At 69.4% G+C, this 21,312-nt stretch carries 24 protein-coding genes; 11 read left to right on the forward strand and 13 right to left on the reverse strand.

Features of this window, described 5'->3' with window-relative positions; translation table 11 throughout:
- Both VFZ39_RS03755 and mshD read left to right on the forward strand, forming a co-directional pair.
- Positions 1-591 (forward strand): winged helix-turn-helix transcriptional regulator (locus VFZ39_RS03755; protein WP_330864384.1); only part of this gene is annotated, 591 nt, incomplete at its 5' end.
- A gap of 19 nt (positions 592-610) precedes the next feature.
- Entirely contained in the window at positions 611-1,444 is an 834-nt protein-coding gene (gene mshD / locus VFZ39_RS03760; RefSeq protein WP_330864385.1) for a mycothiol synthase, read from the forward strand.
- Positions 1,445-1,805: 361 nt separating this feature from the next.
- Here the strand turns inward: mshD and VFZ39_RS03765 are convergent, their stop codons facing one another.
- The 3 genes from VFZ39_RS03765 to VFZ39_RS03775 are packed head-to-tail and all read right to left on the reverse strand — an operon-like array spanning position 1,806 to position 3,677.
- Positions 1,806-2,741, reverse strand: coding sequence for a YgfZ/GcvT domain-containing protein (locus VFZ39_RS03765; RefSeq protein ID WP_330864386.1), 936 nt, complete (start codon positions 2,739-2,741; stop codon positions 1,806-1,808).
- Complete coding sequence (locus VFZ39_RS03770; protein ID WP_330864387.1) at positions 2,732-3,169, reverse strand: Fur family transcriptional regulator; 438 nt, start codon at positions 3,167-3,169, stop codon at positions 2,732-2,734. Before VFZ39_RS03770 ends, VFZ39_RS03765 begins: the two co-directional genes overlap by 10 nt.
- A 1-nt stretch (position 3,170) precedes the next feature.
- Positions 3,171-3,677 (reverse strand): FABP family protein, encoded by a 507-nt coding sequence (locus VFZ39_RS03775; RefSeq protein ID WP_330864388.1) that lies wholly within the window; start codon positions 3,675-3,677, stop codon positions 3,171-3,173.
- Positions 3,678-3,711: 34 nt separating this feature from the next.
- On the opposite strand from VFZ39_RS03775, the gene VFZ39_RS03780 reads away from it, so the two are divergent.
- Positions 3,712-4,074, forward strand: a complete 363-nt coding sequence (locus VFZ39_RS03780) for a DsrE family protein (protein WP_330864389.1) — start codon at positions 3,712-3,714, stop codon at positions 4,072-4,074.
- Positions 4,075-4,139: 65 nt separating this feature from the next.
- Here VFZ39_RS03780 and VFZ39_RS03785 read toward each other — a convergent pair whose 3' ends face one another.
- The gene (locus VFZ39_RS03785) at positions 4,140-4,982 is read right to left on the reverse strand and encodes a 3-keto-5-aminohexanoate cleavage protein (RefSeq protein WP_330864390.1); all 843 of its coding nucleotides are present in this window, start codon (positions 4,980-4,982) and stop codon (positions 4,140-4,142) included.
- An 18-nt stretch (positions 4,983-5,000) separates the two neighbouring features.
- On the opposite strand from VFZ39_RS03785, the gene dtd reads away from it, so the two are divergent.
- The 4 genes from dtd (at position 5,001) to VFZ39_RS03805 (ending at position 9,378) form a co-directional block, all read left to right on the forward strand.
- Positions 5,001-5,429, forward strand: a complete 429-nt coding sequence (gene dtd / locus VFZ39_RS03790) for a D-aminoacyl-tRNA deacylase (protein WP_330864391.1) — start codon at positions 5,001-5,003, stop codon at positions 5,427-5,429.
- A 127-nt stretch (positions 5,430-5,556) separates the two neighbouring features.
- Positions 5,557-7,647, forward strand: coding sequence for an RNA degradosome polyphosphate kinase (locus VFZ39_RS03795; protein WP_330864406.1), 2,091 nt, complete (start codon positions 5,557-5,559; stop codon positions 7,645-7,647).
- A 91-nt stretch (positions 7,648-7,738) separates the two neighbouring features.
- The gene (locus VFZ39_RS03800) at positions 7,739-8,356 is read left to right on the forward strand and encodes a DUF47 domain-containing protein (protein ID WP_330864392.1); all 618 of its coding nucleotides are present in this window, start codon (positions 7,739-7,741) and stop codon (positions 8,354-8,356) included.
- Positions 8,357-8,361: 5 nt separating this feature from the next.
- Positions 8,362-9,378, forward strand: a complete 1,017-nt coding sequence (locus VFZ39_RS03805; RefSeq protein WP_330864393.1) for an inorganic phosphate transporter — start codon at positions 8,362-8,364, stop codon at positions 9,376-9,378.
- Between the two features lie 79 nt (positions 9,379-9,457).
- Here VFZ39_RS03805 and VFZ39_RS03810 read toward each other — a convergent pair whose 3' ends face one another.
- From VFZ39_RS03810 to VFZ39_RS03835, 6 genes are all read right to left on the reverse strand, one after another.
- Positions 9,458-10,432, reverse strand: coding sequence for a hypothetical protein (locus VFZ39_RS03810; protein ID WP_330864394.1), 975 nt, complete (start codon positions 10,430-10,432; stop codon positions 9,458-9,460).
- A gap of 127 nt (positions 10,433-10,559) precedes the next feature.
- Positions 10,560-11,360: a phosphate ABC transporter ATP-binding protein PstB gene (gene pstB / locus VFZ39_RS03815; RefSeq protein ID WP_330864407.1), complete on the reverse strand. Its 801-nt coding sequence runs from the start codon at positions 11,358-11,360 to the stop codon at positions 10,560-10,562.
- 140 nt (positions 11,361-11,500) lie between these two features.
- Positions 11,501-12,409 carry a phosphate ABC transporter permease PstA gene (gene pstA, locus VFZ39_RS03820; RefSeq protein WP_330864395.1) on the reverse strand — a complete coding sequence of 303 codons (909 nt, stop codon included), beginning with the start codon at positions 12,407-12,409 and terminating at the stop codon, positions 11,501-11,503.
- A complete protein-coding gene (pstC, locus tag VFZ39_RS03825) occupies positions 12,409-13,362 on the reverse strand; it encodes a phosphate ABC transporter permease subunit PstC (RefSeq protein WP_330864396.1) in 954 nt (317 codons plus the stop codon). Before pstC ends, pstA begins: the two co-directional genes overlap by 1 nt.
- Before the next feature lie 18 nt (positions 13,363-13,380).
- Positions 13,381-14,340, reverse strand: a complete 960-nt coding sequence (locus tag VFZ39_RS03830) for a PstS family phosphate ABC transporter substrate-binding protein (protein ID WP_330864397.1) — start codon at positions 14,338-14,340, stop codon at positions 13,381-13,383.
- A 177-nt stretch (positions 14,341-14,517) separates the two neighbouring features.
- Positions 14,518-15,381 carry an NUDIX hydrolase gene (locus VFZ39_RS03835; protein WP_330864398.1) on the reverse strand — a complete coding sequence of 288 codons (864 nt, stop codon included), beginning with the start codon at positions 15,379-15,381 and terminating at the stop codon, positions 14,518-14,520.
- A gap of 41 nt (positions 15,382-15,422) precedes the next feature.
- Between VFZ39_RS03835 and VFZ39_RS03840 the strand changes: the two genes are divergently transcribed.
- The gene (locus VFZ39_RS03840; RefSeq protein WP_330864399.1) at positions 15,423-16,484 is read left to right on the forward strand and encodes a hypothetical protein; all 1,062 of its coding nucleotides are present in this window, start codon (positions 15,423-15,425) and stop codon (positions 16,482-16,484) included.
- Positions 16,485-16,491: 7 nt separating this feature from the next.
- On the opposite strand, the gene VFZ39_RS03845 is transcribed toward VFZ39_RS03840, so the two are convergent.
- Positions 16,492-16,656: a hypothetical protein gene (locus VFZ39_RS03845; RefSeq protein ID WP_330864400.1), complete on the reverse strand. Its 165-nt coding sequence runs from the start codon at positions 16,654-16,656 to the stop codon at positions 16,492-16,494.
- A gap of 175 nt (positions 16,657-16,831) precedes the next feature.
- On the reverse strand, positions 16,832-17,035 hold the full coding sequence (locus VFZ39_RS03850; protein WP_330864408.1) for a cold-shock protein: 204 nt from the start codon (positions 17,033-17,035) through the stop codon (positions 16,832-16,834).
- Positions 17,036-17,366: 331 nt separating this feature from the next.
- Here VFZ39_RS03850 and VFZ39_RS03855 point away from each other — a divergent pair, with 331 nt between their 5' ends.
- From VFZ39_RS03855 to VFZ39_RS03865, 3 genes are all read left to right on the forward strand, one after another.
- Positions 17,367-17,810 (forward strand): aromatic ring-opening dioxygenase LigA, encoded by a 444-nt coding sequence (locus VFZ39_RS03855; protein WP_330864401.1) that lies wholly within the window; start codon positions 17,367-17,369, stop codon positions 17,808-17,810.
- 29 nt (positions 17,811-17,839) lie between these two features.
- A complete protein-coding gene (locus tag VFZ39_RS03860; RefSeq protein ID WP_330864402.1) occupies positions 17,840-19,063 on the forward strand; it encodes an acetyl-CoA hydrolase/transferase family protein in 1,224 nt (407 codons plus the stop codon).
- 133 nt (positions 19,064-19,196) lie between these two features.
- Complete coding sequence (locus VFZ39_RS03865) at positions 19,197-19,592, forward strand: SHOCT domain-containing protein (RefSeq protein ID WP_330864403.1); 396 nt, start codon at positions 19,197-19,199, stop codon at positions 19,590-19,592.
- A gap of 15 nt (positions 19,593-19,607) precedes the next feature.
- Here the strand turns inward: VFZ39_RS03865 and VFZ39_RS03870 are convergent.
- Positions 19,608-21,312, reverse strand: a 1,705-nt coding sequence (locus tag VFZ39_RS03870; protein ID WP_330864405.1) for a hypothetical protein, incomplete at its 5' end; no start/stop codon positions are given.

Raw genomic sequence — 21,312 nt, forward strand, 5'->3', positions numbered from 1 at the left:
GACCTGCTCCTCGTCGACGGTCGACAGGACCTCGCGCAGGCGCGCGACCTGTGCCGCCTGATCCGCACCACCGGCGTCCGGATCCCGGTGCTGCTGGTGCTCACCGAGGGTGGCCTCGCCGCGGTCAGCCACGACTGGGGCATGGACGACGTCCTCCTCACCACCATCGGACCAGGCGAGCTCGAGGCGCGTATGAGGCTCGTGACTGGGCGGTTGCGCGCCGAACGGGAGGCCGACGACCCCGACGCCCACGTGATCCGGTCCGGCGAGGTGGTCGTCGACGAGGCGACGTACACAGCGAAGCTGGGCTCGCGCACGCTCGACCTGACCTACAAGGAGTTCGAGCTCCTCAAGTACCTCGCCCAGCACCCCGGCCGCGTGTTCAGCCGGCAACAGCTCCTGCAGGAGGTGTGGGGGTACGACTACTTCGGCGGCACGCGCACCGTGGACGTCCACGTCCGGCGGCTCCGCGCCAAGCTCGGCCCCGAGCACGAGATGCTGATCGGGACGGTCCGCAACGTGGGGTACCGCTTCGTCCTGCCCACCACGGAGCAGGAAGGCGCACCGGCCCGCGACTCCCAGGACGCGTGAGCGACGTACTCTCGGCTGCGTGGATGCGGAGCGCGTGAGACTCATCGCCGACATCGCCGCTGAGTCGGAGGCATCCGACGGAGCTGCGCCGATCGACGAGGCGACCTGGTTGACCCTGCGCAACCGCGCCGACGACGTCGAGTCGTGGGTCACCGACGAGGGGTTCGCGCTCGTCGCGGGGGGTGATCTGTCGCTCACCGTGCGGCCCGCCGCGCGACGGAAGGGCGTCGGGGAGTCGCTGCTCGGCCAGGCACTGGCGACGCACACGCACGAAGGTGCGCTGCAGGCGTGGTCGCACGCGGACCACCCGGCTGCCGCCCGACTCGCGGCGCGGCACGGCTTCGAGAAGGTCCGCGAGCTGTGGGTCATGCGTCGGCCGGCGGCCGAGCCGGTCGGCGAGGTGTCGGTCCCGGAAGGTGTGGTGATCCGCAGCTACCGCGTGGGCGACCAGTCGGAGCTGCTGCGGGTCAACGCCGCTGCGTTCGCCGACCACCCCGAGCAGGGCTCGATGAGCGAGAGCGACCTCGCCGAGCGGATGGGCGAGCCGTGGTTCGACGCCGACGGCCTGCTGGTCGCGATCGACGACGGCCGAATGCTGGGATTCCACTGGACCAAGCAGCACTCCCCCGCGCTCGGGGAGGTGTACGTCGTGGGCATCGATCCCAATGCCCAAGGGCTCGGTCTCGGCCGCGCCCTGACCCGCGCGGGGCTCTCCCACCTCGCCGGCCGCGGCGTGTCGGAGGTCGAGCTCTACGTCGAGTCGGACAACCTGCCCGCCATCGGCCTCTACCGCGGCCTGGGCTTCACCCACCATGCGCGAGACACCCACGTGATGTATCGACGTCGCCCCTGACCCGTCACTTCTGCAGGTCTCAACGGGCCCGAGCCGTCAGTTGTGCAGGTCTCAACAGGCACGAGCCGTCAGTTGTGCAGGTCTCAACAGGCGCGAGCCGTCACTTGTGCAGGTTTGCGGAGGCCCGAGCCGTCACTGGCGAAGACTTGAAAGCCGTTCAGGACCCATGCTGGCGACCGCCGTCAGGTCAACTCGGTCGGCTCGGCTCGATCCACGTGCTCACCAGTGACGGCTCGGCGGGATCGACGGGCGCACAAGTGACGGCTCGGCGGCATCGAAGGGCGCACAAGTGACGGCTCGGCGGGATCGAAGTGCTCACAATTGACGGCTCGGCGGGTTTCAAGTGCTCACGAGTGACGGGTCAGCGCAGCTTGGGGCGGACGTGCAGGCCGATCTCAGGATCGACCAGGACCTCCTGCGAGGCCACCAGTCCGTCGGCCTCGAGGGTCACGTCGACCGGGACGTTGCGCTTCACCAGGGCCAGTGCGATCGGACCCAGCTCGAAGTGCCGGGCACTGGAGCCAACGAATCCGACGACCTTGTCGCCCTGGGTGAGGTCGGCGCCCCGCACGGGAAGCCGGTTCTCGGACCCGTCGAGGTGCAGCAGCGTGAGGCGCCGCGGCGGCCGACCCAACGTGTGGACCCGCGCGACCGTCTCCTGCCCGCGGTAGCAGCCCTTGTCGAGGTGGACCGCCGAGGGGATCCAGCCGGCCTCGTTGGGGATGGTGCGGTGGTCGGTGTCGACACCGAACCGCGGCTCACCGCGAGCGATCCGGAGTGCCTCGAACGCCCACAGGCCGCAGGCCGGACCAGCCGCCTCGGCGTACGTCGTCAGCCGGTCGCGCGGCACCAGGTCGTAGCCCTTCGGCCGCCACGCGACAGCGACGTCGTCGGAGACGTCGGACATCTCGACCCGCATCATGAAGACCATCCGCTGGAGAAACTCCAGGAGCGAGGCGCCGGCGCCGGGCTCGGTGTGGAGGGTGAGCGCCTCGCCGTCGTCGACGCCGGTGATGGCGTGCTCCACGTGGCCGTTGGGACTGAGCACCAGCGCCTGCGTCCACTCCCCCGGCGCCAGGCCGGTGAGGTGCTGCGTCGTGAGCGAGTGGAGCCAGGTGAGCCGGTCGGGTCCGGCGACTCGGAGCACGTCGCGGTGGGACAGGTCGACGAAGCCGTCCCCGCTCGCTAGCGTCCGCTGCTCGCGGTTGAACGAGCCGTAGTGCGCTGCAACGCGGGCGTCGACGCCCTCAGCCGCCACTGCGCCGGGCAGATCGAGAAGGGGACTGGTCACTGACACTCGGAGCACCTCCCGAAGACGGTCAGGTGACCGACGTCGACTGTGAAGCCGTGGTCGGCCGCGAGCTCGTCCTGCAGAGGGTTCAGCACACCTGGGTCAACCGAGATGACCCGCCGACAATTCCGGCACACCAGGTGGAAGTGCTCCCCGTCGGTCACCGAGTGGTACGTTGGCGCGCGGTCGGACAGGTGGGCGTGCCGGACCAGGCCGAGCTCCTCGAGCACCTCGAGGGTGCGGTAGACGGTGGACACGTTGACCGCGGACGACTGCTCGCGCACGGCCGCCAGCACCTCGTCCGGGGTGGCGTGACCGAGCCGTTCCACGGCGGCGAGGATCAGCTCCCGCTGGGGCGTGAGCCGGTAGCCCCGCTCACGGAGCTGGGTGCGCCAGTCGGCGGCCGGGGGTGTCGAGGCTCGCTGCGATCGCACCTCAACCACCGGCGCGGACCAGCTGGGCGTGGGTGTGCGGCTGCAGCTGCTGGCCCATGGCAGCCATGTCGAAGGCGTACATCAGGTCGCCGTTGACGTAGCCGTAGAGCCGCTTGCCGCCGACGTACTCCTTGGCGGAGGAGGTGCGTGCCACCGCGTCGGTCGCGATCTCGAACCGAGGCTGCTCGGGGTGGATCTCGCCGTGCCAGATCTCGACGAAGCCCAGGTTGTGGGTGAGCACCATCTCGAGCGTGCCGTCCTCCTGCGGCCGGAGGAAGCCGGTCTCCTGTGCGGCCTGCCGGATCACCGTGCCCTCGCCGTCGGTGAGCCAGGCCCGGCTGAAGTAGTGGATGAACGGACGACCGTCCTGCTGGAAGATCACTTCCTGACCGAACTGGAACGGCTCGATCGTGGGGTACTCCCCGTGCCCGTTGCCCTCCCAGGTCCCGATCAGCCACGCCAGCCGGGCGCAGCTCGGGTGGATGTTCTCGGGGATCTGGAACGGCATGGGATCGAGTCTAGGGCGCGTCTAGGGTGGCTCCATGGCGAGGACGCTGGTGGTCAAGGTGACGTGCGGATCCGACGACAAGGAGCGGTCCAACCAGGCGTTCACCGTGGCCGCCGCGGCGGTCGCGGCCGGGGTCGACGTGAGCCTGTGGCTCACCGGCGAGGCCGCGTGGTTCGCCGTACCGGGTCGCGCCGAGGAGTTCTCCCTGCCGCTGGCCACGCCGCTGGCAGACCTGCGCGACGCCGTGATCGCCGGCGGCCAGGTCACGCTGTGCACCCAGTGCGCCGCTCGTCGTGAGATCGGCGAGGACGACGTCGTGAAAGGCGTACGGATCGCCGGGGCGGCGGTGTTCGCCGAGGAGATCCTGGGCGACGGCGTCCAGGCGCTCGTCTACTGACCCACGCACGTCAATTCGTGCCCCCTGCCGGTCGATTCGTGCCCCGCTGTCGAACAGGGCACGACTCAACGGATGCCGAGGAACGTGCGTGCCTCGGCGGTCGACATCGGGGTGCGCTGGGCGAGCGTGCCGATTGCGACCACCCGCTCCACGAGCTGCCGGTTGTGCTCGACGGGGACGCCCTTGGCGAGGGTCAGGACGTCCTCCATTCCGACGCGGAGGTGGCCGCCCTTCGACAGCGACGCGAGCGCCACAGCGAGGGTGGACCGGCCGATGCCGGTGGCCGACCAGCTGGTCGTCGCGGCGGGCAGGTCGCGGACGGCGGCGACCAGCGCGTCGGTGGTGCCGTTCATGCCGCCGGGGACACCCATCACGAGGTCGCAGTGGACGCGGCCGCCGTACGGCGGGCCGTACTTGTCCAGCAGCCGCGACAGCGCGTGCACCTGCCCGAGGTCGAACAGCTCGAACTCCGGCACCACCTCGCGCTCCTGGCTGAGCTGGTAGAGCTCACAGACGAACGGCCACGGGTTCGAGAAGACGTCGTCGCCGAAGTTGGTGGTGCCCATCGTGAGCGAGCACGAGTCCGGCTGGGCGTCGAGCACCCTGAGCCGCTGGTCCAGCGGGTCGTGGACCGAGCCGCCCGTCGAGAGCTGCACCACCAGCGACGACGACTCACGCACCGCCGCGACCCACTCGCGCAGGAGCGCGAGGTCGAGCGTCGGACGATGGTCAGCGTCGCGAACGTGGATGTGGATCATGGCTGCTCCCGCGGCCTCGCAGGAGGCCGCCGTCTCGGCGATCTCCTCCGGCGTCGTCGGCAGCTGCGGGCACGACTCCTTCGCGGTCTCCGCGCCGGTCGGGGCGACGGTCACGAGCAGGCGGTCGGCGGGCACGATGTTCTCGGTCACGGCTGGGAGACTAGTGCCATGCGCGCGGTGATCCAGCGGGTGCTGTCCGCCTCCGTCACGGTCGACGGCCAGGTCGTCGGCGCGATCGACGAGCCGGGCCTCTTGGTCTACCTCGGTGTCACGCACGACGACGGCCCCCAGGAGATCGCGTGGACGGTCGGCAAGATCCGCGACCTGCGGCTGCTCCGCGACGAGCAGTCCGTCTCCGACGCGGGAGCGCCCGTGCTCGTGATCAGCCAGTTCACGCTGTACGGCGACGGTCGCAAAGGTCGGCGCCCCACCTGGCTGGCGGCGGCCCCCCAGCCGGTCAGCGAACCGGCGTACGACGCCGTCTGCGAGGCACTGAGCCGCGACGGGATCCGAGTGGAACGCGGCCTCTTCGGCGCGGACATGCGGGTCGCCAGCGTCGGCGACGGACCGGTGACGCTGATCATCGAGTCCCCGTGAGAGCCGCCCGACCCGCCAAGACCCGCGGAACGGGTGCTCCGAAGGGTGCGACACTGGCGGGGTGACCACGCTCGACCGCACGCACGAGCCGGCCGCGGACGACGAGACAGCCGCGGCCGAGAGGGCGGTGTACGTCCCCGATCCGGCCGTGCTCGAGGCGATCGCGAAGCACGACGACCGGTTCCTCGACCGCGAGCTGTCGTGGCTGCACTTCAACCAGCGGGTGCTCGAGCTGGCCGAGGACCCGCAGGTGCCACTCCTGGAGCGGGCGCGGTTCCTGGCGATCTTCGCGAGCAACCTCGACGAGTTCTTCATGGTGCGCGTGGCCGGGCTCAAGCGGCGGATCGCGGCCGGGGTCGCGCTGCGGGCGGCGTCCGGGCTGATGCCCCGCGAGGTGCTGGAGAACATCTGGGCGGAGACGGACCGGCTGACCCAGCGGCACGCAGCGATCTTCGCCGACGAGATCGTCCCGGCCCTGCTGGACCACGGCATCCAGCTCGTGCGGTGGGACGATCTCGACCGGGACGAGCAGAAGTACTGCAAGAAGCTCTTCAAGGACCGGATCTTCCCGGTGCTGACCCCCCTGGCGGTCGACCCCGCACACCCGTTCCCCTACATCTCCGGGCTGTCGCTCAACCTGGCCGTGCTGGTGCGCAACCCCAAGTCGGGCAAGGAGCACTTCGCCCGCGTGAAGGTGCCACCGAGCTTCCATCGGTTCGTGCCGCTCGGCAACGACCGCTTCGTGCCGCTGGAGGACGTGATCAGCGAGCACCTGCGCCGGCTCTTCCCTGGCATGGAGGTGCTGCAGGTCCACACGTTCCGGGTCACCCGCAACGAGGACCTGGAGGTCGAGGAGGACGATGCCGAGAACCTGCTCACCGCGCTGGAGAAGGGTCTGCTGCGGCGGCGCTTTGGGCCTCCCGTGCGGCTGGAGGTCGAGGCGTCGATCACCCCCGCGGTCCTGGACCTGCTGATCTCCGAGCTCGGCATCTCCACCGACGAGGTGTTCCGGCTCCCTGGCCCGCTCGACCTCACCGGGCTGCACGACATCGCCGACCTGCAGCGCGAGGAGCTCAAGTTCCCGGCGTTCATCCCGAGCACCCACCGGCACCTCGCGGAGGTCGAGTCGGCGGCGCCGGTCGACGTCTTCAAGGCGACCCAGCGGCACGACGTACTCCTGCACCACCCGTACGACTCGTTCGCGACCAGCGTGCAGCGGTTCATCGAGCAGGCAGCAGCGGACCCGCACGTGCTGGCGATCAAGCAGACCCTCTACCGCACCTCCGGTGACTCCCCGATCATCGACGCGCTCATCGACGCGGCCGAGGCCGGCAAGCAGGTGCTGGTGATCGTGGAGATCAAGGCCCGGTTCGACGAGCAGGCCAACATCCGGTGGGCGCGCAAGCTCGAGCAGGCCGGCTGTCACGTCGTGTACGGCCAGGTCGGCCTCAAGACCCACTGCAAGCTGTCGCTCGTCGTGCGCGACGAGGGCGACGGTGGGGGTGGCATCCGCCGCTACGTCCACATCGGCACCGGCAACTACAACTCCAAGACCGCGCGCATGTACGAGGACCTCGGACTGATCACGGCCGACGAGGCGATCTGTGAGGACGTCGCCCACCTGTTCAACAACCTCTCCGGCTACTCGCGCAAGGCGTCGTACGCCGAGATCCTGGTGGCTCCCGACTCCTTGCGGACCGGGCTGATCGAGCAGATCCACCGTGAGATCGAGCACGCCCGGGCCGGCCGACCGGCGGGGATCCGGATCAAGGCGAACTCGGTCGTCGACGAGGAGATGATCGACGCCCTCTACGTCGCGTCGTCGGAGGGCGTCCGCGTCGAGGCACTGATCCGCGGCATCTGCGCGCTGCGGCCGGGCGTGCCCGGGCTGTCCGAGCGGATAGAGGTGCGGTCGATCCTGGGCCGTTTCCTGGAGCACAGTCGGGTCTACTGGTTCGAGAACGGCGGCGAGCCCGCCGCCTGGATCGGGTCGGCGGACCTGATGCACCGCAACCTGGACCGCCGCGTCGAGGTGCTGGTGCGGCTGCCGAACCCGGACAACGTCGCCGAGGTGCGCGCCGTGCTCGACCTGGTCTTCGACGAGGACACGGCCGCCTGGGTCCTCCAGCCCGACGGCAGCTGGCGGCGCAACGCCGGGGAGATCCACGCTCAGGAGTACCTGGTCGAGCGCCAGCGGCGGCGGCGTACGACGGTCTGAGCGAGCCTGGGGGGCGGCCCTGAGTTGCGTCTCCGGACCGACCACCCCCTAGTCTGTGGGACGTTCTGCTCCGCCTCACCAGGAGTTCACCGTGCGTCTGAAGTTCCGCCCTGTCGACGCCTCGTTCTACGACCTCTTCGCCGTCATGACGCAGCACCTCACCGTGGGTGCCGAGCTGCTCGCGGAGATGCTCGCGTCGGACAGCGACCGCAGCGACGTCGCCCGCCGGATGCGGGAGGCCGAGCACGACGCCGACGAGACCACGCACGCGATCGTGCGCCGGGTCAACAGCACGTTCGTCACACCGTTCGACCGGGAGGACATCTACGCCCTCGCGTCCGGTCTCGACGACGTCATGGACATGATGGACGAGGTCGTCGACCTGATCCTCCTCTACGAGGTGCAGGAGCTGCCCTCCGAGCTGTCCACGCTGGTGGAGGTGATCCAGCGATGCGCCGAGATCACCAACGACGCGATGCCGCGGCTGCAGTCGATGAAGGACCTCGAGGAGTACTGGATCGAGATCAACCGACTGGAGAACGCGGGCGACAAGTCCTACCGCCGGACCCTGGCCAAGCTCTTCAGCGGTGGCTACGAGGCACTCGACGTGCTGAAGCTCAAGGACATCGTGACCTCGCTGGAGGGGGCCATCGACGCGTTCGAGAAGGTTGCGAACATCGTCGAGCAGATCGCCGTCAAGGAGTCCTGACGTCCATGGAGCTCGCGATCATCGTCGCGGTGGTCGTGGTTGCCCTGGTGTTCGACTACACCAACGGCTTCCACGACGCGGCCAACGCCATCGCCACCTCGGTGTCGACCGGCGCGCTGACCCCTCGGGTCGCGCTCACCCTCGCTGCGATCATGAACTTCGTCGGCGCCCTGCTGGGTCAGGAGGTGGCCCAGACCGTCCAGGGGGTCATCACACCCGGTGCCGACACGCACGGCCTGGTGATCGTCCTGTCGGGACTGCTCGGTGCTATCACCTGGAACCTCATCACCTGGTACTACGGCCTGCCCTCGTCGTCGTCCCACGCCTTGATCGGTGGCCTGGTGGGTGCCGCGCTGGCAGGCGGCGCGCTGGTGAAGTGGTCGACCATCGTGGACAAGGTACTCATCCCGATGGTCGGATCGCCGCTGTTCGGCTTCGTGGCCGCATTCTTGGTGATGCTGGCGATCATGTGGATCTTCCGACGGCGCAACCCCCACCGGGTGCAACGTGGCTTCCGACTGATGCAGACCGTGTCGGCCGCGGCGCTCGCGCTCGGGCACGGCCTGCAGGACGCCCAGAAGACGATGGGTGTGATCTTCCTGGCCGTCACCACGGCTGGCTACTACGGGGGCCTGGAGAACCCGCAGGAGGATCTCCCGCTCTGGATCGTCATCGCCGCCGCGACCGCCATCTCAGCCGGCACCTACGCAGGCGGATGGCGCATCATGCGCACGCTCGGCCGCCGGATCATCCACCTCGATCCCGCTCGCGGGTTCGCAGCCGAGACCGTCGGTGCGGGCGTCCTGTACACGACGGCTTTCGTCTTCGAGGCCCCGATCTCGACCACCCACACCATCACCTCCGCAGTGATGGGTGTGGGCGCCACCAAGCGACTCTCGGCGGTCCGCTGGGGCGTCGCCCGCTCGATCCTCACCGCCTGGGTGCTGACCTTCCCGGCTGCCGGCACTGCCGCCGCCATCTGCTACGGCATCAGCCACTTCTTCATCGAAGTCATCCCCTGACCCTGCTCCCCGCCGGACGTCATCCGGCTCGGTCGCTATAGCGACCAGTTCGTATGACGTCCTCGTGGGTGATGGGCGGTCAGGCGGCGGTGTCCGAGCGCGACCAACCGGCGGCCACCAGCGCCAGCTCGATCTGCTCGAAGAAGTCGTCCGGCGCAACCCTGAGCCCCAGCAGGGGCAGCCGTAGCACCGTGTCGCCCTGCAGGGCTACGTCGTTGTGGCGCAAGGCGTCGCCGACGACGTTCTGCGCCCATGAGTGGTGGATGCCGTCCACTTCGACGACCAGCCCCCAGCCCTCCCAGTAGACGTCGAGGTAGTAAGTGCCGCGGCGGCCCTTCCGCAGCACCTGCCTTGTCGGCTCAGGCAGTCCGCGTCGCCGGCACTCCCGCGCCACGTCGAGCTCGCCGAGGGACCTGATGCCGCCGAGCAGGTCCAGCACCAGCTGCTGGAGGAACACCCGGCGCTTGTCGCGCTTGACCCGGAGCATCTGCTTGCCGAGCTGCTCAGCCGTCACCATCCCTTGCTGGACCGCCATCGTCATCAGCAGCGCAGCCTGCTTGTCGGATCGCGCCCACAAGGCGCCGCGGACCGCGGCCACCTCGTTGCGGCTGCGCGGGACACCCGTGCCGGGCGCCGGGTCGTCGGCCGCCCAGCGGCGAGTCTGCCTGATGTCCAAGCCGCGCCCACGGCGCACGCGCGCCCCTCGCGGCACGGACACGCGGATCCGGTCCACCCCGAACTTGTTCAGCCCGCCCGCGATGAGCGACGACGCCCCGTCGAGGAACGCTCGTGGACCGGCCTCGAACACCGCCGCCCATTCCATCGCCTCCCGCGGAAGGTCACCGGTGAACACCGCCACCGACTGCTGCCCGATCCGTTGCCACCGGTCTGCCCGCACATTGGCCCGCACCTCGGCGCGAGTCACGTGCGCGGCGTACAGCTGGAGGCGGGACATGACTCCGGCCTGCTCGGCTGCGAGCGCCTCGGCACGTCGACGCCGTGCGGCGCGGAGCAGCGCCGTACGACGATCGCGGGCCGCTTGATCCTCGTTCATGGCTCGAGCCTGACCACCCGCCAGAGATGCCGCCAGACCCGTCCGGCAACCTGTGGATGACCAGCAGGACGTCATACGAATCGGTCGCTATAGCGACCAGAACGTATGACGTCCGAGGGGGGCAACGTCAGCCGAAGCGGCCGGAGATGTAGTCCTCGGTGCGCTGGTCGGCGGGGTTGGTGAAGATCCGGCTGGTGAGGTCGTACTCGACCAGGAGGCCGGTGCGGTTGCCGGTGGTCTCGTCAGGGCGGGCGGTGAAGAACGCGGTGCGGTCGGAGACCCGGGCCGCCTGCTGCATGTTGTGGGTGACGATGATGATCGTGAAGTCCTCGCGCAGCTCGACCATCAGGTCCTCGATCCGCGAGGTTGCGATCGGGTCGAGCGACGAGCAGGGCTCGTCCATCAGGATCACGTCGGGCCGGGTCGCGATGGTGCGGGCGATGCAGAGACGCTGCTGCTGACCACCCGAGAGGCCGTACGCCGACTGCCTCAGCTTGTCCTTGACCTCGTCCCAGAGCGCGGCGCCGCGCAGGGCCTGCTCCACGACGTCGTCCATGTCGTCGACCTTCATGCCGATCACGCGGGGGCCGTAGGCGATGTTGTCGTAGATCGACTTCGGGAACGGGTTGGGCTTCTGGAAGACCATCCCGATGTGGGTGCGGACCGCGATCGGGTCGACGCCCCGGTCGTAGATGTTCTGGCCGTGGTAGAGGATGTCGCCCTCCACCCGGGCCGTGGGCACAAGGTCGTTCATCCGGTTGAGGCACCGGAGCACGGTCGACTTGCCGCAGCCGGACGGTCCGATCAGCGCGGTGATCTCGTGCTTGCCGAACGACAGGTTCACGTCGTGGACCGCGTGGAAGTCGCCGTAGAAGACGTTGAGGCCGAACGCCTCGACGACGGGGTCGGGCGGGGCGTCCGGGAGCACCCGCTCGACGTCGCCGTGCACGTCGGTGAGCAGGCCGACGTGGCCTGCGGGGCTGCGCGGGGTCGTGGGGGCCTCGGCGTCGATGACGGTCACGGTGTGGTCCTCTCGGGTGGAGAAGCTGTGGGGTTGCGTGGGCACGGTCACCAGCTCCGCTGGAACTTGTTGCGGATCAAGATGGCGAGCGCGTTCATGCCGAGGATCATCACGAGCAGCACGATGATCGCGGCGGCCGCGGCGGTCTGGAGCTCCTCCTGCGGCCGCGACGTCTGGTTGTAGATCTGCATCGGCAGCGCCGTGAAGGCGCTCAGGAAGCCGTTCGGGTCGAACCGGATGCCGACCGCGACACCGATGAGCAGCAGCGGAGCGGCCTCCCCGATCGCCCGGGAGAGGCCGAGGATGGTCCCGGTCGCGATCCCCGGGATCGCCGAGGGGAGCGTCTGTCGCCAGGTGGTCTGCCACACGGTGGCGCCCAGCGCCAGCGACCCGTCGCGGATCTCGCGCGGCACGGCGCGGACGGCTTCACGTGTGGTGATGATGACCACCGGCAGGATCAGGAGTGCGAGGGCGATCGAGCCACCGAGCACGATCCCACTGTCCTGGAAGCCCAGCACCGACATGGCGGCGACCGCCAGCAATCCGTAGACCACCGCAGGCACCGCCGCCAGGTTCTGGAGGTTGAGCTCGATCATCCGGTTGTACCAGCGATTTCGATCGGCGAACTCCTCGAGGTGGAGGGCCGACGCGATGCCGAGCGGTACGGCGAGCAGCGAGGTGCCCAGCATCAGCCACATCGAGCCGAGGATGCCGGCACGGAAGCCGCTCGTGTCCAGCTCGAGCGAGGACAGGTAGTTGGTGAAGAGTGCTCCGTCCATGCGTGCCGCGCCGTCGAGCGCGGTCGAGACGATCAGTACCAGCAGCACCATCACGCCGAAGAACAGCGAGAACCACAAGGCGATCAGGAACGCCAGCGACGCGACGCTCCGGTCGCGGCTCCTGCCCGTCGCGATCGCGACCGTGGTCTCACGGGCAGCCACGACTGCGCTGGCCATCAGTACTCCTGCCGGTAGCGTCGGACCAGGCTGATGCTGATCATGTTGATCACGAGGGTCATCGCGAACAGCAGCAGGCCGATCGCGAAGAGGGTGTTGTACTCCAGGGACCCGACCGGGTTCTCGCCGCCGGCGGTGGTGGCCATGAAGCCGGTCATCGCCTGCATGCCCTCCCGCGGGTCCCCGCTCATGTTGGGCAGCGAGCCGGAGGCGAGCGTCACGATCATCGTCTCCCCCACCGCCCGGGAGAGCCCCAGCACGATCGCCGCCGCGATGCCCGAGAGGGCGGCGGGGAAGACGACGCGGAGGGTCGTCTGCATCTTGTTGGCGCCCATCGCGAGCGATCCCTGTCGCAACGCGAGCGGGACCGCGCTCATGGCGTCCTCCGACAGCGACGCCACGGTGGGGACGATCATCACGCCGAGCACCAGGCCGGCTGCCAGCGCGTTCGTGAACCCGACGTCCATGGACAGGAGGTCCTGCAGCAGCCAGGGGGTCACGAAGGTCAGGGCGAAGAAGCCGTAGACGACCGACGGCACACCGGCCAACAGCTCGAGCACCGGCTTGAAGATCTTTCGGACCCGGGCGGACGCGTACTCCGAGAGGTACATCGCCGCTCCGAGGCCCACCGGGACCGCGACGACCAGCGCGATCAGCGTGATCAGGAACGTCGCCTTGACCAGCGGCACTGCTCCGAACTCTCCTCGGCGCGGGGCCCACTCGGTGCCGGTGAGGAACTGGACGATCGACGCCTCCGCGAAGAAGTCGAGGCTCGGCCGGATCAGCGTGACGACGATGCCGATCGTGGTGAGGACCGAGATCATCGCGGCGACGAAGAGCGCCCCTCTGATGACCGTCTCGCCGCGACGGGGCCGTCCCTTGAGGGACCGGCCGGACGTGGGCTGCAGGCCCGCCCCGGAGGGCGGACCCGCAGCACTGTGGGTGATGGACATCCAGCGTCGTCCCGGCCGTCAGCTCGCGATTCCTCCGAGCGCCGTCTGCGCCTCGGAGTACTGCTCGTCGTTCAGCGGGATGAACTGGGTCGCCTCGGCCAGCTCGGCGAGGTTGTCGATGTAGAAGTCGACGTACGCCCGGGTGGCCTCGTTCTCGTCGTACTTGGCGTTGTTCACATAGATGAACAGCGGCCGCGAGAGCGGCGTGTAGCTACCGTCCGCAGCGGTCTCGGCGGAGGGTGCGACGCACCCGGCGCCGCTGTCGATCGCCACCGCCTTGAGGCTCTCGCTGTTCTCCTCGTAGTAGGTGTAGCCGAAGTAGCCCGTCGCGCCCTCGGTGCCGGCCACGCCCTGCACGAGGACGTTGTCGTCCTCACTGGACTCGTAGTCGTCGCGCGTGGACTCGGACTCGTCGCCGATCACGTCGGCGGCCATGTAGTCGTAGGTCCCGGAGTCGGTACCGGGACCGAACAACGCGACCTCCTGATCGGGGAAGCTCGGGTCGAGGTCGCTCCAGTTGTCCACCTTCGAGCCAGGCCCCCACAGCTCGATCAGCTGGTCCACGGTGAGGCAGTCGACGGCGAGGTCGGGGTGCACGACGACGGTGAGCGCGTCGGTCGCGACCTGGAGCTCGGTGTACTCGATACCGGCGTCCTCGCACGCCGCGATCTCGTCCCCCTCGATCGGGCGGGACGCGTCGGAGACGTCGGTCTGGCCCTGGCAGAACACTTCGAACCCGCCACCGGTGCCCGCCTCGCCGACGGTGACCTGGATGTCGGAGTTCTCGCCGGCCAGCAGCTCCGCCGCGGCGTCGCTCAGCGGGAAGACGGTCGAGCTGCCGTCGACCGCAACCGAGCCGCTCGCACCGTCGGTGGAGGTGTCCGCGTTCGCGGTCTGCCCCCCACCGCAGGCGCTGAGCAGCAGCGCGAGAGCGGCCATGCCGGGCAGGGCCGCCCGGGTGATGGAAGTGCACTTCACTTCGTTTCTCTCCTGAAGGTCTGTGTGTGTGACGCCCATGAACGTAGGGAGCGCAGGTGTCCGGACCCCGGGTCGCCGGTGAACGCACGGTGAACGCGGTCGGGCGGGATCCCGAAGGTTGCTCGCCCCTGAGACGGCCGTCACACGAACGGGCGCTGTCGGGTCCGTCGGGCCGACTCAGGGTCGGGTGTAGATCTCGGCCGAGACGACCCGGCCCTTCCGGTGGTGAGCGACCAGCATCGCGCCGGGGTCGAGCTTCTCGTCCTCGACACCGAGCGCCTCGAAGACGCGGGGAAGCACCGGGCGGTGCGTGCAGAGCACCGAGCTCCGCCGGTCCTCGAGGAGGTCTCCGATGAGGACGTCGACCGACTTCTTGGTCGCCTCCTCCTCGGTGAGGCCGTCGTGCGCCTCGAGGTCCCAGCCGGTGCTGTCGGCGTAGGGCTGCAGGGTCTGCACGCAGCGGGTGCTCGAGGAGGTGACCAGTCGGGTCACGTCGTACGCCGCGAGCAGCGTGACCAACCGCTGCGCCTGGTCGTGTCCGAGTGACAGCAGCGGCCGGAGCTGGTCGGGCTTCTTGGTCCACGCCTTGCGTGACCTCGCCTTGCCGTGGCGGAGCACCACCAGCGCCCGGGTCTGCTTCCGCAGCCGTCTCGCCGCGGCCAGAGTCGCACGGTCCCGCTCATAGCTGAGCCGCTCGATGGCGTCGTCGTACGGCAGCCAGACCACGTCGTCGATCTCGTCGTTGACGAGGTACCCCGACACGTCGTCGTCGCCGACTGGCCAGCCGACCCAGTAGTGGACGGTCTTGCCGCGCGCATCGACCGGGTAGCGCTGGGAGTCGAGGGGCGGCCCGAGCCGGACGTGCAGCCCGGTCTCCTCGGCGACCTCCCGGACCGCTGCCACGGCCGCGTGCTCCCCGGGGTCGAGCTTCCCCTTCGGGAACGACCAGTCGTCGTAGCGAGGCCGGTGGACGAGCAGCACCCGGCGGCCCGGACGGAAGACCACGGCGCCGGCGGCGAGCACGTCCCTGCGCTGTGGCATGGCGTTAGTCTCACACCACCCCGAGCAGAACAGGAGACGGCGTGGGCAAGCGGCTGGCCCTGCTGTGCGTCGTCCTGCTCCTCGTGCTCGCCGGGGTGCTCGGTGCCGTGCGGTGGTGGCAGACAAGCCGACAGAGTGACTTCCAGCAGGCTCTCTCCGTCGCTCCCGCGGGCGCCCAGCGGGTGACCTACACGGACTGGGCCGGCATCCGGCGCGAGCTCGGGGCAGATGTGGGCGCCGGCTCCTCCACAGCAGCCGTCGCGGGATTCCTCGACGACGCCTTCGAGGCCGACCTCTCGCCGATGTCCGCGTTGCTGGGGTCGGCCGAGGCCATGCACGAGGAGTACGGCTTCTCGCCCGCGACCCTCGACTGGGAGCTGTTGAGCCAGTCCGAGGAGGGAGCGGCCGTGGTGATGCGGCTGCCCGAGAGCACCGACCTGGAGGCGACGGAGGAGCGGCTCGAGGCGCTGGGCTACCAGCGGCCGGAGGAGGACGGCGGCGTGTGGATCGGCGGCGTCGACCTGCTCCCGACGATCGGCACCGTCACCCCCGAGCTGCAGTTCCTGGCGATCGACGCCGACCGGCGGCTCGTCGTCGGGTCCGACACGGAGGGCTACCTCGAGCAGGCGATGGAGACGGTGACCGGTGACGCCGGGCCGATGACCGGGCTCGACCCGGTGATCGACGCTGTGGCGGCGGACGGCGGCCCGCTGGCGGCGGCGGTGTACGACGGTCCGCAGGCCTGCAGCGCACTGGCGATGGGCAGCGCCGACGAGGCGGACCAGGACCACGCGCGCGAGCTGATCGCGGCCGCCGGAGATGTCAACCCGCTGACCGGCTTCGCGATGGCGGTCGAGCCCGGCCTCGACGTACGGGTGGCGATGTCGTTCGAGAACGAGGAGCAGGCCCGGACCAACGCGGACACCCGCGCGGTGCTGGCGGCCGGCCCGGCACCGGGCCAGGGCGGCGACTTCACCGACCGGTTCCGGGTGGGGAAGGTGAGTGCGGACGGGTCGGTGGTGACGATGGAGCTGGAGCCGCGGGAGGGGGAGTACGTGTTGTCGGACCTGACCAGTGGCCCGGTGCTGTTCGCGACCTGCTGAGGTGTGATCAGACCTCGTCGTGACGGGCGGGAGCGACGCCGAGGATCCGGTCGATCTCGGCCTGGTCGAGGTGCTCGTCGGCCTCGCTGGCGGCGATGATGAGGTTGGTGGTCAGCTCCACCTCTCCCAAGAGGTCGGAGTCCTCGAGCGTCACGTCGAACTGATCGTGCACCGTTGCTGTCCCTCCCACCCCCGTGCTGAACAGAATCCCGACTGCAACCATGCCCAACTCCGGGCCGGGGCAAACCCGGAATGGGAATCTTTTTCCTCAGTTGTGGATCCGATACGGCACGAGGCCCCACCCGAGTGTCGGGTGGGGCCTCGTTCGGTCCTCGATCAGGTGCAGATCAGAGGGGACGGACGTTCTCCGCCTGCGGGCCCTTCGGGCTCTGCGTGACGTCGAACTCCACCTTCTGGTTCTCGTCCAGGGACTTGTAGCCCTGGCTCTGGATGGCCGAGTAGTGCACGAAGACGTCGTCGCCGCCGTCCTCCTGCGCGATGAAGCCGAAGCCCTTCTCGGCGTTGAACCACTTCACGGTGCCCTGAGCCAGTTGCTCGATACTCCTTCGTCGGGGCGAGAGCCGTCACTTCGACGGCCCTGCAGCAGATGCGGTGACACGTCGCTCCGACTTGCGTGACTGGCAGACACACCCGAAGAAACGCCGTTGGATCACAAACTCCGCGGGCGTCAGACCTGCTGGAACTTGCACCTGTTGCGCGTCTGAGCCTATCAATCGTCGAGCGGAACGGAAGCCGTGGCGCCGCGGAAATTCTCGCCGGACCGCGCGGCGCGGCCGTGTCGGACCTGTCATGCGCCGTTTCCACTGCGGTAGCGTCAAAGCCTTAGTTCTTGAGACCCCACCGAGTACTCGAGGAGTCACCATGGCACGGAGCAGTGGAAGCGGTCGCGGACTCGCCGTCGTCGTCGCCGTCATCGGAGTGGTCATGGTCATCGCCGGGGCGGCGACGTGGTACATGGTCACGGACCAGCTCAGCGCCGAGAACATCACGGTGTCCGAGGACGCCGACTTCCTCGCCGGTGACGAGGTGGACGGCCCGTTCTCGGCCTACGCGCAGGCCGAGGTCATCAACAAGCACGCCCTGGAGGCGACCGGCGGGAAGACCTACGCGGAGCTCGACCAGGATGACCCGGTCCGCGAGGTCGCGATGTCCGCCTCCTTCCTGCGGGCCTCCCTGTTCACGTCCGTGGTCGCGTACGGCGTCGCTGCGATGGCGATGGGCCTGGGGGTCACCCTGTTCCTCGTCGCGCTGGCACTGATGTCGGTCGCGAGGACCGCGTCCCGCGCCGAGGTCGACCGGGTCTAGTCCCACGGTCCTCGTGCTGGGATGGTGCGGTGAGCCTTGCGGAGCGACTGCGCCAGCTGCCGCCTGACCCCCGCGTCGTCGTCAGCGGGAACCATGCCACCCCCTGGCACACCCTCGCACTGGTCGACACGGCCCTGCCGTCGTACCGACTGTGGGTGCTGAACGGCCAGCCCGGTCTGCCGGACCGGGACGGAGTCGTCCTGGAGACTCCGTTCGTGGGCCCCGGCGTGCGACGCAGCCCCCGACTCAGCTACCTGCCCTCTCGGCTCTCACTCGTGCCGACGATGCTCAAGACGGTCACTCCGCCGGACCTGGTGGTGGTGCACACGACCCCGCCCCGCGGCGGGAAGGTGTCGCTCGGCACCGAGGTCAACGTGCTCCCGGCCGCGATCGAGTCGGCGCGCGAACGCGGCGGACTGGTGGTGGCGCAGGTCAACGAGCACCTCCCCTGGACGTACGGCGACGGCGAGCTCGACCTGGACCTGGTCGACGAGCTGGTCGAGGCCGCCGAGCCACTGGCGCACGCCCCCGCCGTGCGCGTCGATGAGGAGTCGGCACGGATCGGGGCCCTCGTGGCCGATCGGGTACCCGACGGTGCCACCCTGCAGGCCGGGATCGGGTCGGTCCCGGACGCGACCATGATGGGGCTCGCCGACCGACGCGGACTCCGGATCTGGACCGAGATGTTCTCCGACTCCGTCCTCGCCCTGGAGCGAGCCGGTGCCCTTGATCCGGAGGTCCCGGTCACGGCCTCGTTCCTGTTCGGGTCCGAGGAGCTGCTGGACTGGGTCGACAGCAACGAGCGGGTCCGGCTCACGCGGACCGAGACCACCAACGATCCCGGCCGCATCGCGCGCAACCCGGCCATGGTCAGCATCAACACCGCGCTGCAGGTCGACCTCTTCGGCCAGGCCAACGCCTCGCGGATCCAGGCTCGGATCTACTCCGGGTTCGGCGGCCAGACCGACTTCATCGTGGGTGCGCTCCACAGCCCCGGCGGTCAGGCGGTGATCGCCCTGCGCTCCTGGCACCCGAAGGCCGACGTCTCCACGATCGTGCCCCTCGTCGACGAGCCGGTCACGTCGTTCCAGATGAGCGCGGTCGTCACCGAGCAGGGCATGGCCCAGATCTTCGGGCACGACCAGCACGAACAGGCTCGACAGCTGATCGACTACGCCGCTCACCCCCGGGTCCGCGACGAGCTCCGGGAGGAAGCGGTGGCGCTGGGGTTGTACCGGGACTGGTCCGGCTAGAGACCGCCAACAGGCGTCGGCGTTCCGGCACGTGGTTCACGGGTGGTGGGGAGTACCGCGCGAGCCCTCGTTGCGCCAAGATGACAAGACGCGTGGCTGCGCGTGACCAGTGCACAGAAGAGGAGCGCAGGAAATGGATGATGATTTCGGTCTGTGGGAGGTCGTCGTTTCGGTGTTCTGGTTCATGCTGTTGGTGGCATGGATCTGGCTCTTGATCTCGATCATCAGCGACATCTTCCGGGACCGGGAGCTCGGTGGCGGCGCCAAGGCGCTGTGGTCGATCTTCATCATCCTGCTCCCCTGGCTCGGCGTACTGGTGTACCTCATCGCCCGAGGCAGCTCGATGCACGAGCGCCAGCAGCAGGCGGCGGCCGCGCAGGAGGCCAGCTTCCGGTCGTACGTGCAGGACGCAGCAGGCGGCAGCAGGAAGAGCGTCGCCGACGAGCTTCGTGAGCTCGCCGAGCTCCGCGACAGCGGAGCTATCTCGGCCGAGGACTACGCGCAGGCGAAGGCCAAGGTCCTGTCCTGACTGGACCGAGCGGCGTCAGAGTCCGTTGAGCTCGTCGACGACCGGCAGCAGGTCACCCTGGTCGTAGAAGTCGACCGCCACGAAGTTGGGCAAGAGCTGACGCACGGCCCGGCACTCCTCGGCGCGAGCGAGCAGCACGTCCTTGGCGTTGACGGTCCGAGCATTGGTCACCTCACGTGCCTTGTCGGTGATCCAGTGGTTGAGGAGGAACAGCGGCGCGTCGACTGCTCCGCGGTTCGGCGCACAGCTGAACTCCGCCGGAGTGCGGAAGTCAAAGGGGGTGTCCTGCACCCAGGCGAAGCCGTCCAGCAGCCACGGGTAGGCCTGACCGCCGCTGCGGTTCTCCATCAAGATCACGAGGCGCCGGCCCGAGTCGATCATGGAGCCCAGCGTCGGCCAGGGCTCACCCTGTTGTTGCTGGTGCACGAGCGAACGCAGGCCAGCACGCTCGACGAGCTCGGCGGTGTCGGTGGGGCTGACCTGGTCCTGGACGAAGAACGTGACGACCTCGCGCGGGTGCGAGCGCATCCACTCGGCGACCTCCTCCATGACCGGCAGCCATGCGGTGGAACCCAGCACGCAGAGACCGTGGCACAAGTAGGGCTCCACCGGCCCGCGCGGGCGGAGCTCGAGGGCGTCGCGCAACCGGGCCGCGCTGTCGACGGCGTCGGGCCCGAGCGTGCGGCGTACCTCGTCGACAGCGGCGGCCCGATCGGCGTCGCTGTTGGCCACGACTCCGGGCCGAGAGGTTCGCTGGGCGTACCAGCTGTCGATGAGGAGCACCCGGATCCCGTGGTCGAGCTGACGGATGATCCCGTCGGGCTGCTCCGCGAAGAACCATCCCGGCTCGGCAGCCGCGGCCATCGAGTTGTGGGTGGCCGGGAACGCGACCTCGTCGAAGCGGCGCTGACACAGCTCGACGTGCCCGTTGCAGGTCGTGGTGTCGGTCGCGGCGGAGGGCACGACGTCCAGGTCATCGGCGGGGACGGCACCGAGGACGTAGCTGACCACCAGCGCGACCACCCCCACCGCGATCGCGGTGCGCGATCGCCCCCGCCGCGGCTGGTCAGACTGCCCTGTGCGACGCGATGCAGCTCGTGCCCTCACGGCGCCGACCGCGGACGAGACCAACGAGACCACGCCGAGCAGGAGGAGCGTGAACCCGAGGAACTGCGCCAGGACCCGCAGCACCCCCGAGGGCTGCAACACGAGCGCCCCACCCAACGCGAGCGAGCCCACGGCCACGGCCGGTGACCACCGCCGGCCGGACGTGGACAGGGTCCGGGGCAGCGAGCGCGGGTCAGGCAGACCCCGGCGTCTGGTGGTGAGCACGAGCAGCACCCCGATCGACGCCACGAGTGCAGCAGCGGTCCAGAAGCTGGCACTCAGCTCCGCCCAGACGGCCCGCTGGAGTGCACCGGTCAGCTCCTCCTCGTCGACCCGGCTCACCAGGAAGCCGATGACGACCAGCAGGAGGACCAAGCTCGAGCCGGCGGCAACGGCCCCGCGACCGACACTCGCGAGCGCATCGCGCAGCCGCCCCGAACGGGGCGCGCGGATCCAGCCGGCCACGAACAGCAGCACGAGCCCGAGGCCCGGAGCGAGGCGTGCCAGCCACGCAGTGAGATGTGCCTGCCAGACCACCTCCTGACTGAGATCTTGGCCGCCGAGCTCGGACAGGCGCACGTCCAGATCGGGAGGCAGGGTTGCCTCCACCTGC

This window comes from Nocardioides sp., assembly GCF_036374615.1.
In the GTDB taxonomy this organism is placed as follows: domain Bacteria; phylum Actinomycetota; class Actinomycetes; order Propionibacteriales; family Nocardioidaceae; genus Nocardioides.

Bases quoted from the DNA above. Each gene is read 5' to 3' on its own strand.
- VFZ39_RS03775 (WP_330864388.1), bottom strand. From the start codon at position 3,677: ATGCCGTTCCAGATCCCCGAGAACATCCACCCGAGCTGCGCCCGGCTG.
- VFZ39_RS03780 (WP_330864389.1), top strand. From the start codon at position 3,712: ATGGCGAGGACGCTGGTGGTCAAGGTGACGTGCGGATCCGACGACAAG.
- dtd (WP_330864391.1), top strand. From the start codon at position 5,001: ATGCGCGCGGTGATCCAGCGGGTGCTGTCCGCCTCCGTCACGGTCGAC.
- VFZ39_RS03805 (WP_330864393.1), top strand. From the start codon at position 8,362: ATGGAGCTCGCGATCATCGTCGCGGTGGTCGTGGTTGCCCTGGTGTTC.
- VFZ39_RS03810 (WP_330864394.1), bottom strand. From the start codon at position 10,432: ATGAACGAGGATCAAGCGGCCCGCGATCGTCGTACGGCGCTGCTCCGC.
- pstA (WP_330864395.1), bottom strand. From the start codon at position 12,409: ATGGCCAGCGCAGTCGTGGCTGCCCGTGAGACCACGGTCGCGATCGCG.
- pstC (WP_330864396.1), bottom strand. From the start codon at position 13,362: ATGTCCATCACCCACAGTGCTGCGGGTCCGCCCTCCGGGGCGGGCCTG.
- VFZ39_RS03835 (WP_330864398.1), bottom strand. From the start codon at position 15,381: ATGCCACAGCGCAGGGACGTGCTCGCCGCCGGCGCCGTGGTCTTCCGT.
- VFZ39_RS03855 (WP_330864401.1), top strand. From the start codon at position 17,367: ATGGCACGGAGCAGTGGAAGCGGTCGCGGACTCGCCGTCGTCGTCGCC.
- VFZ39_RS03865 (WP_330864403.1), top strand. From the start codon at position 19,197: ATGGATGATGATTTCGGTCTGTGGGAGGTCGTCGTTTCGGTGTTCTGG.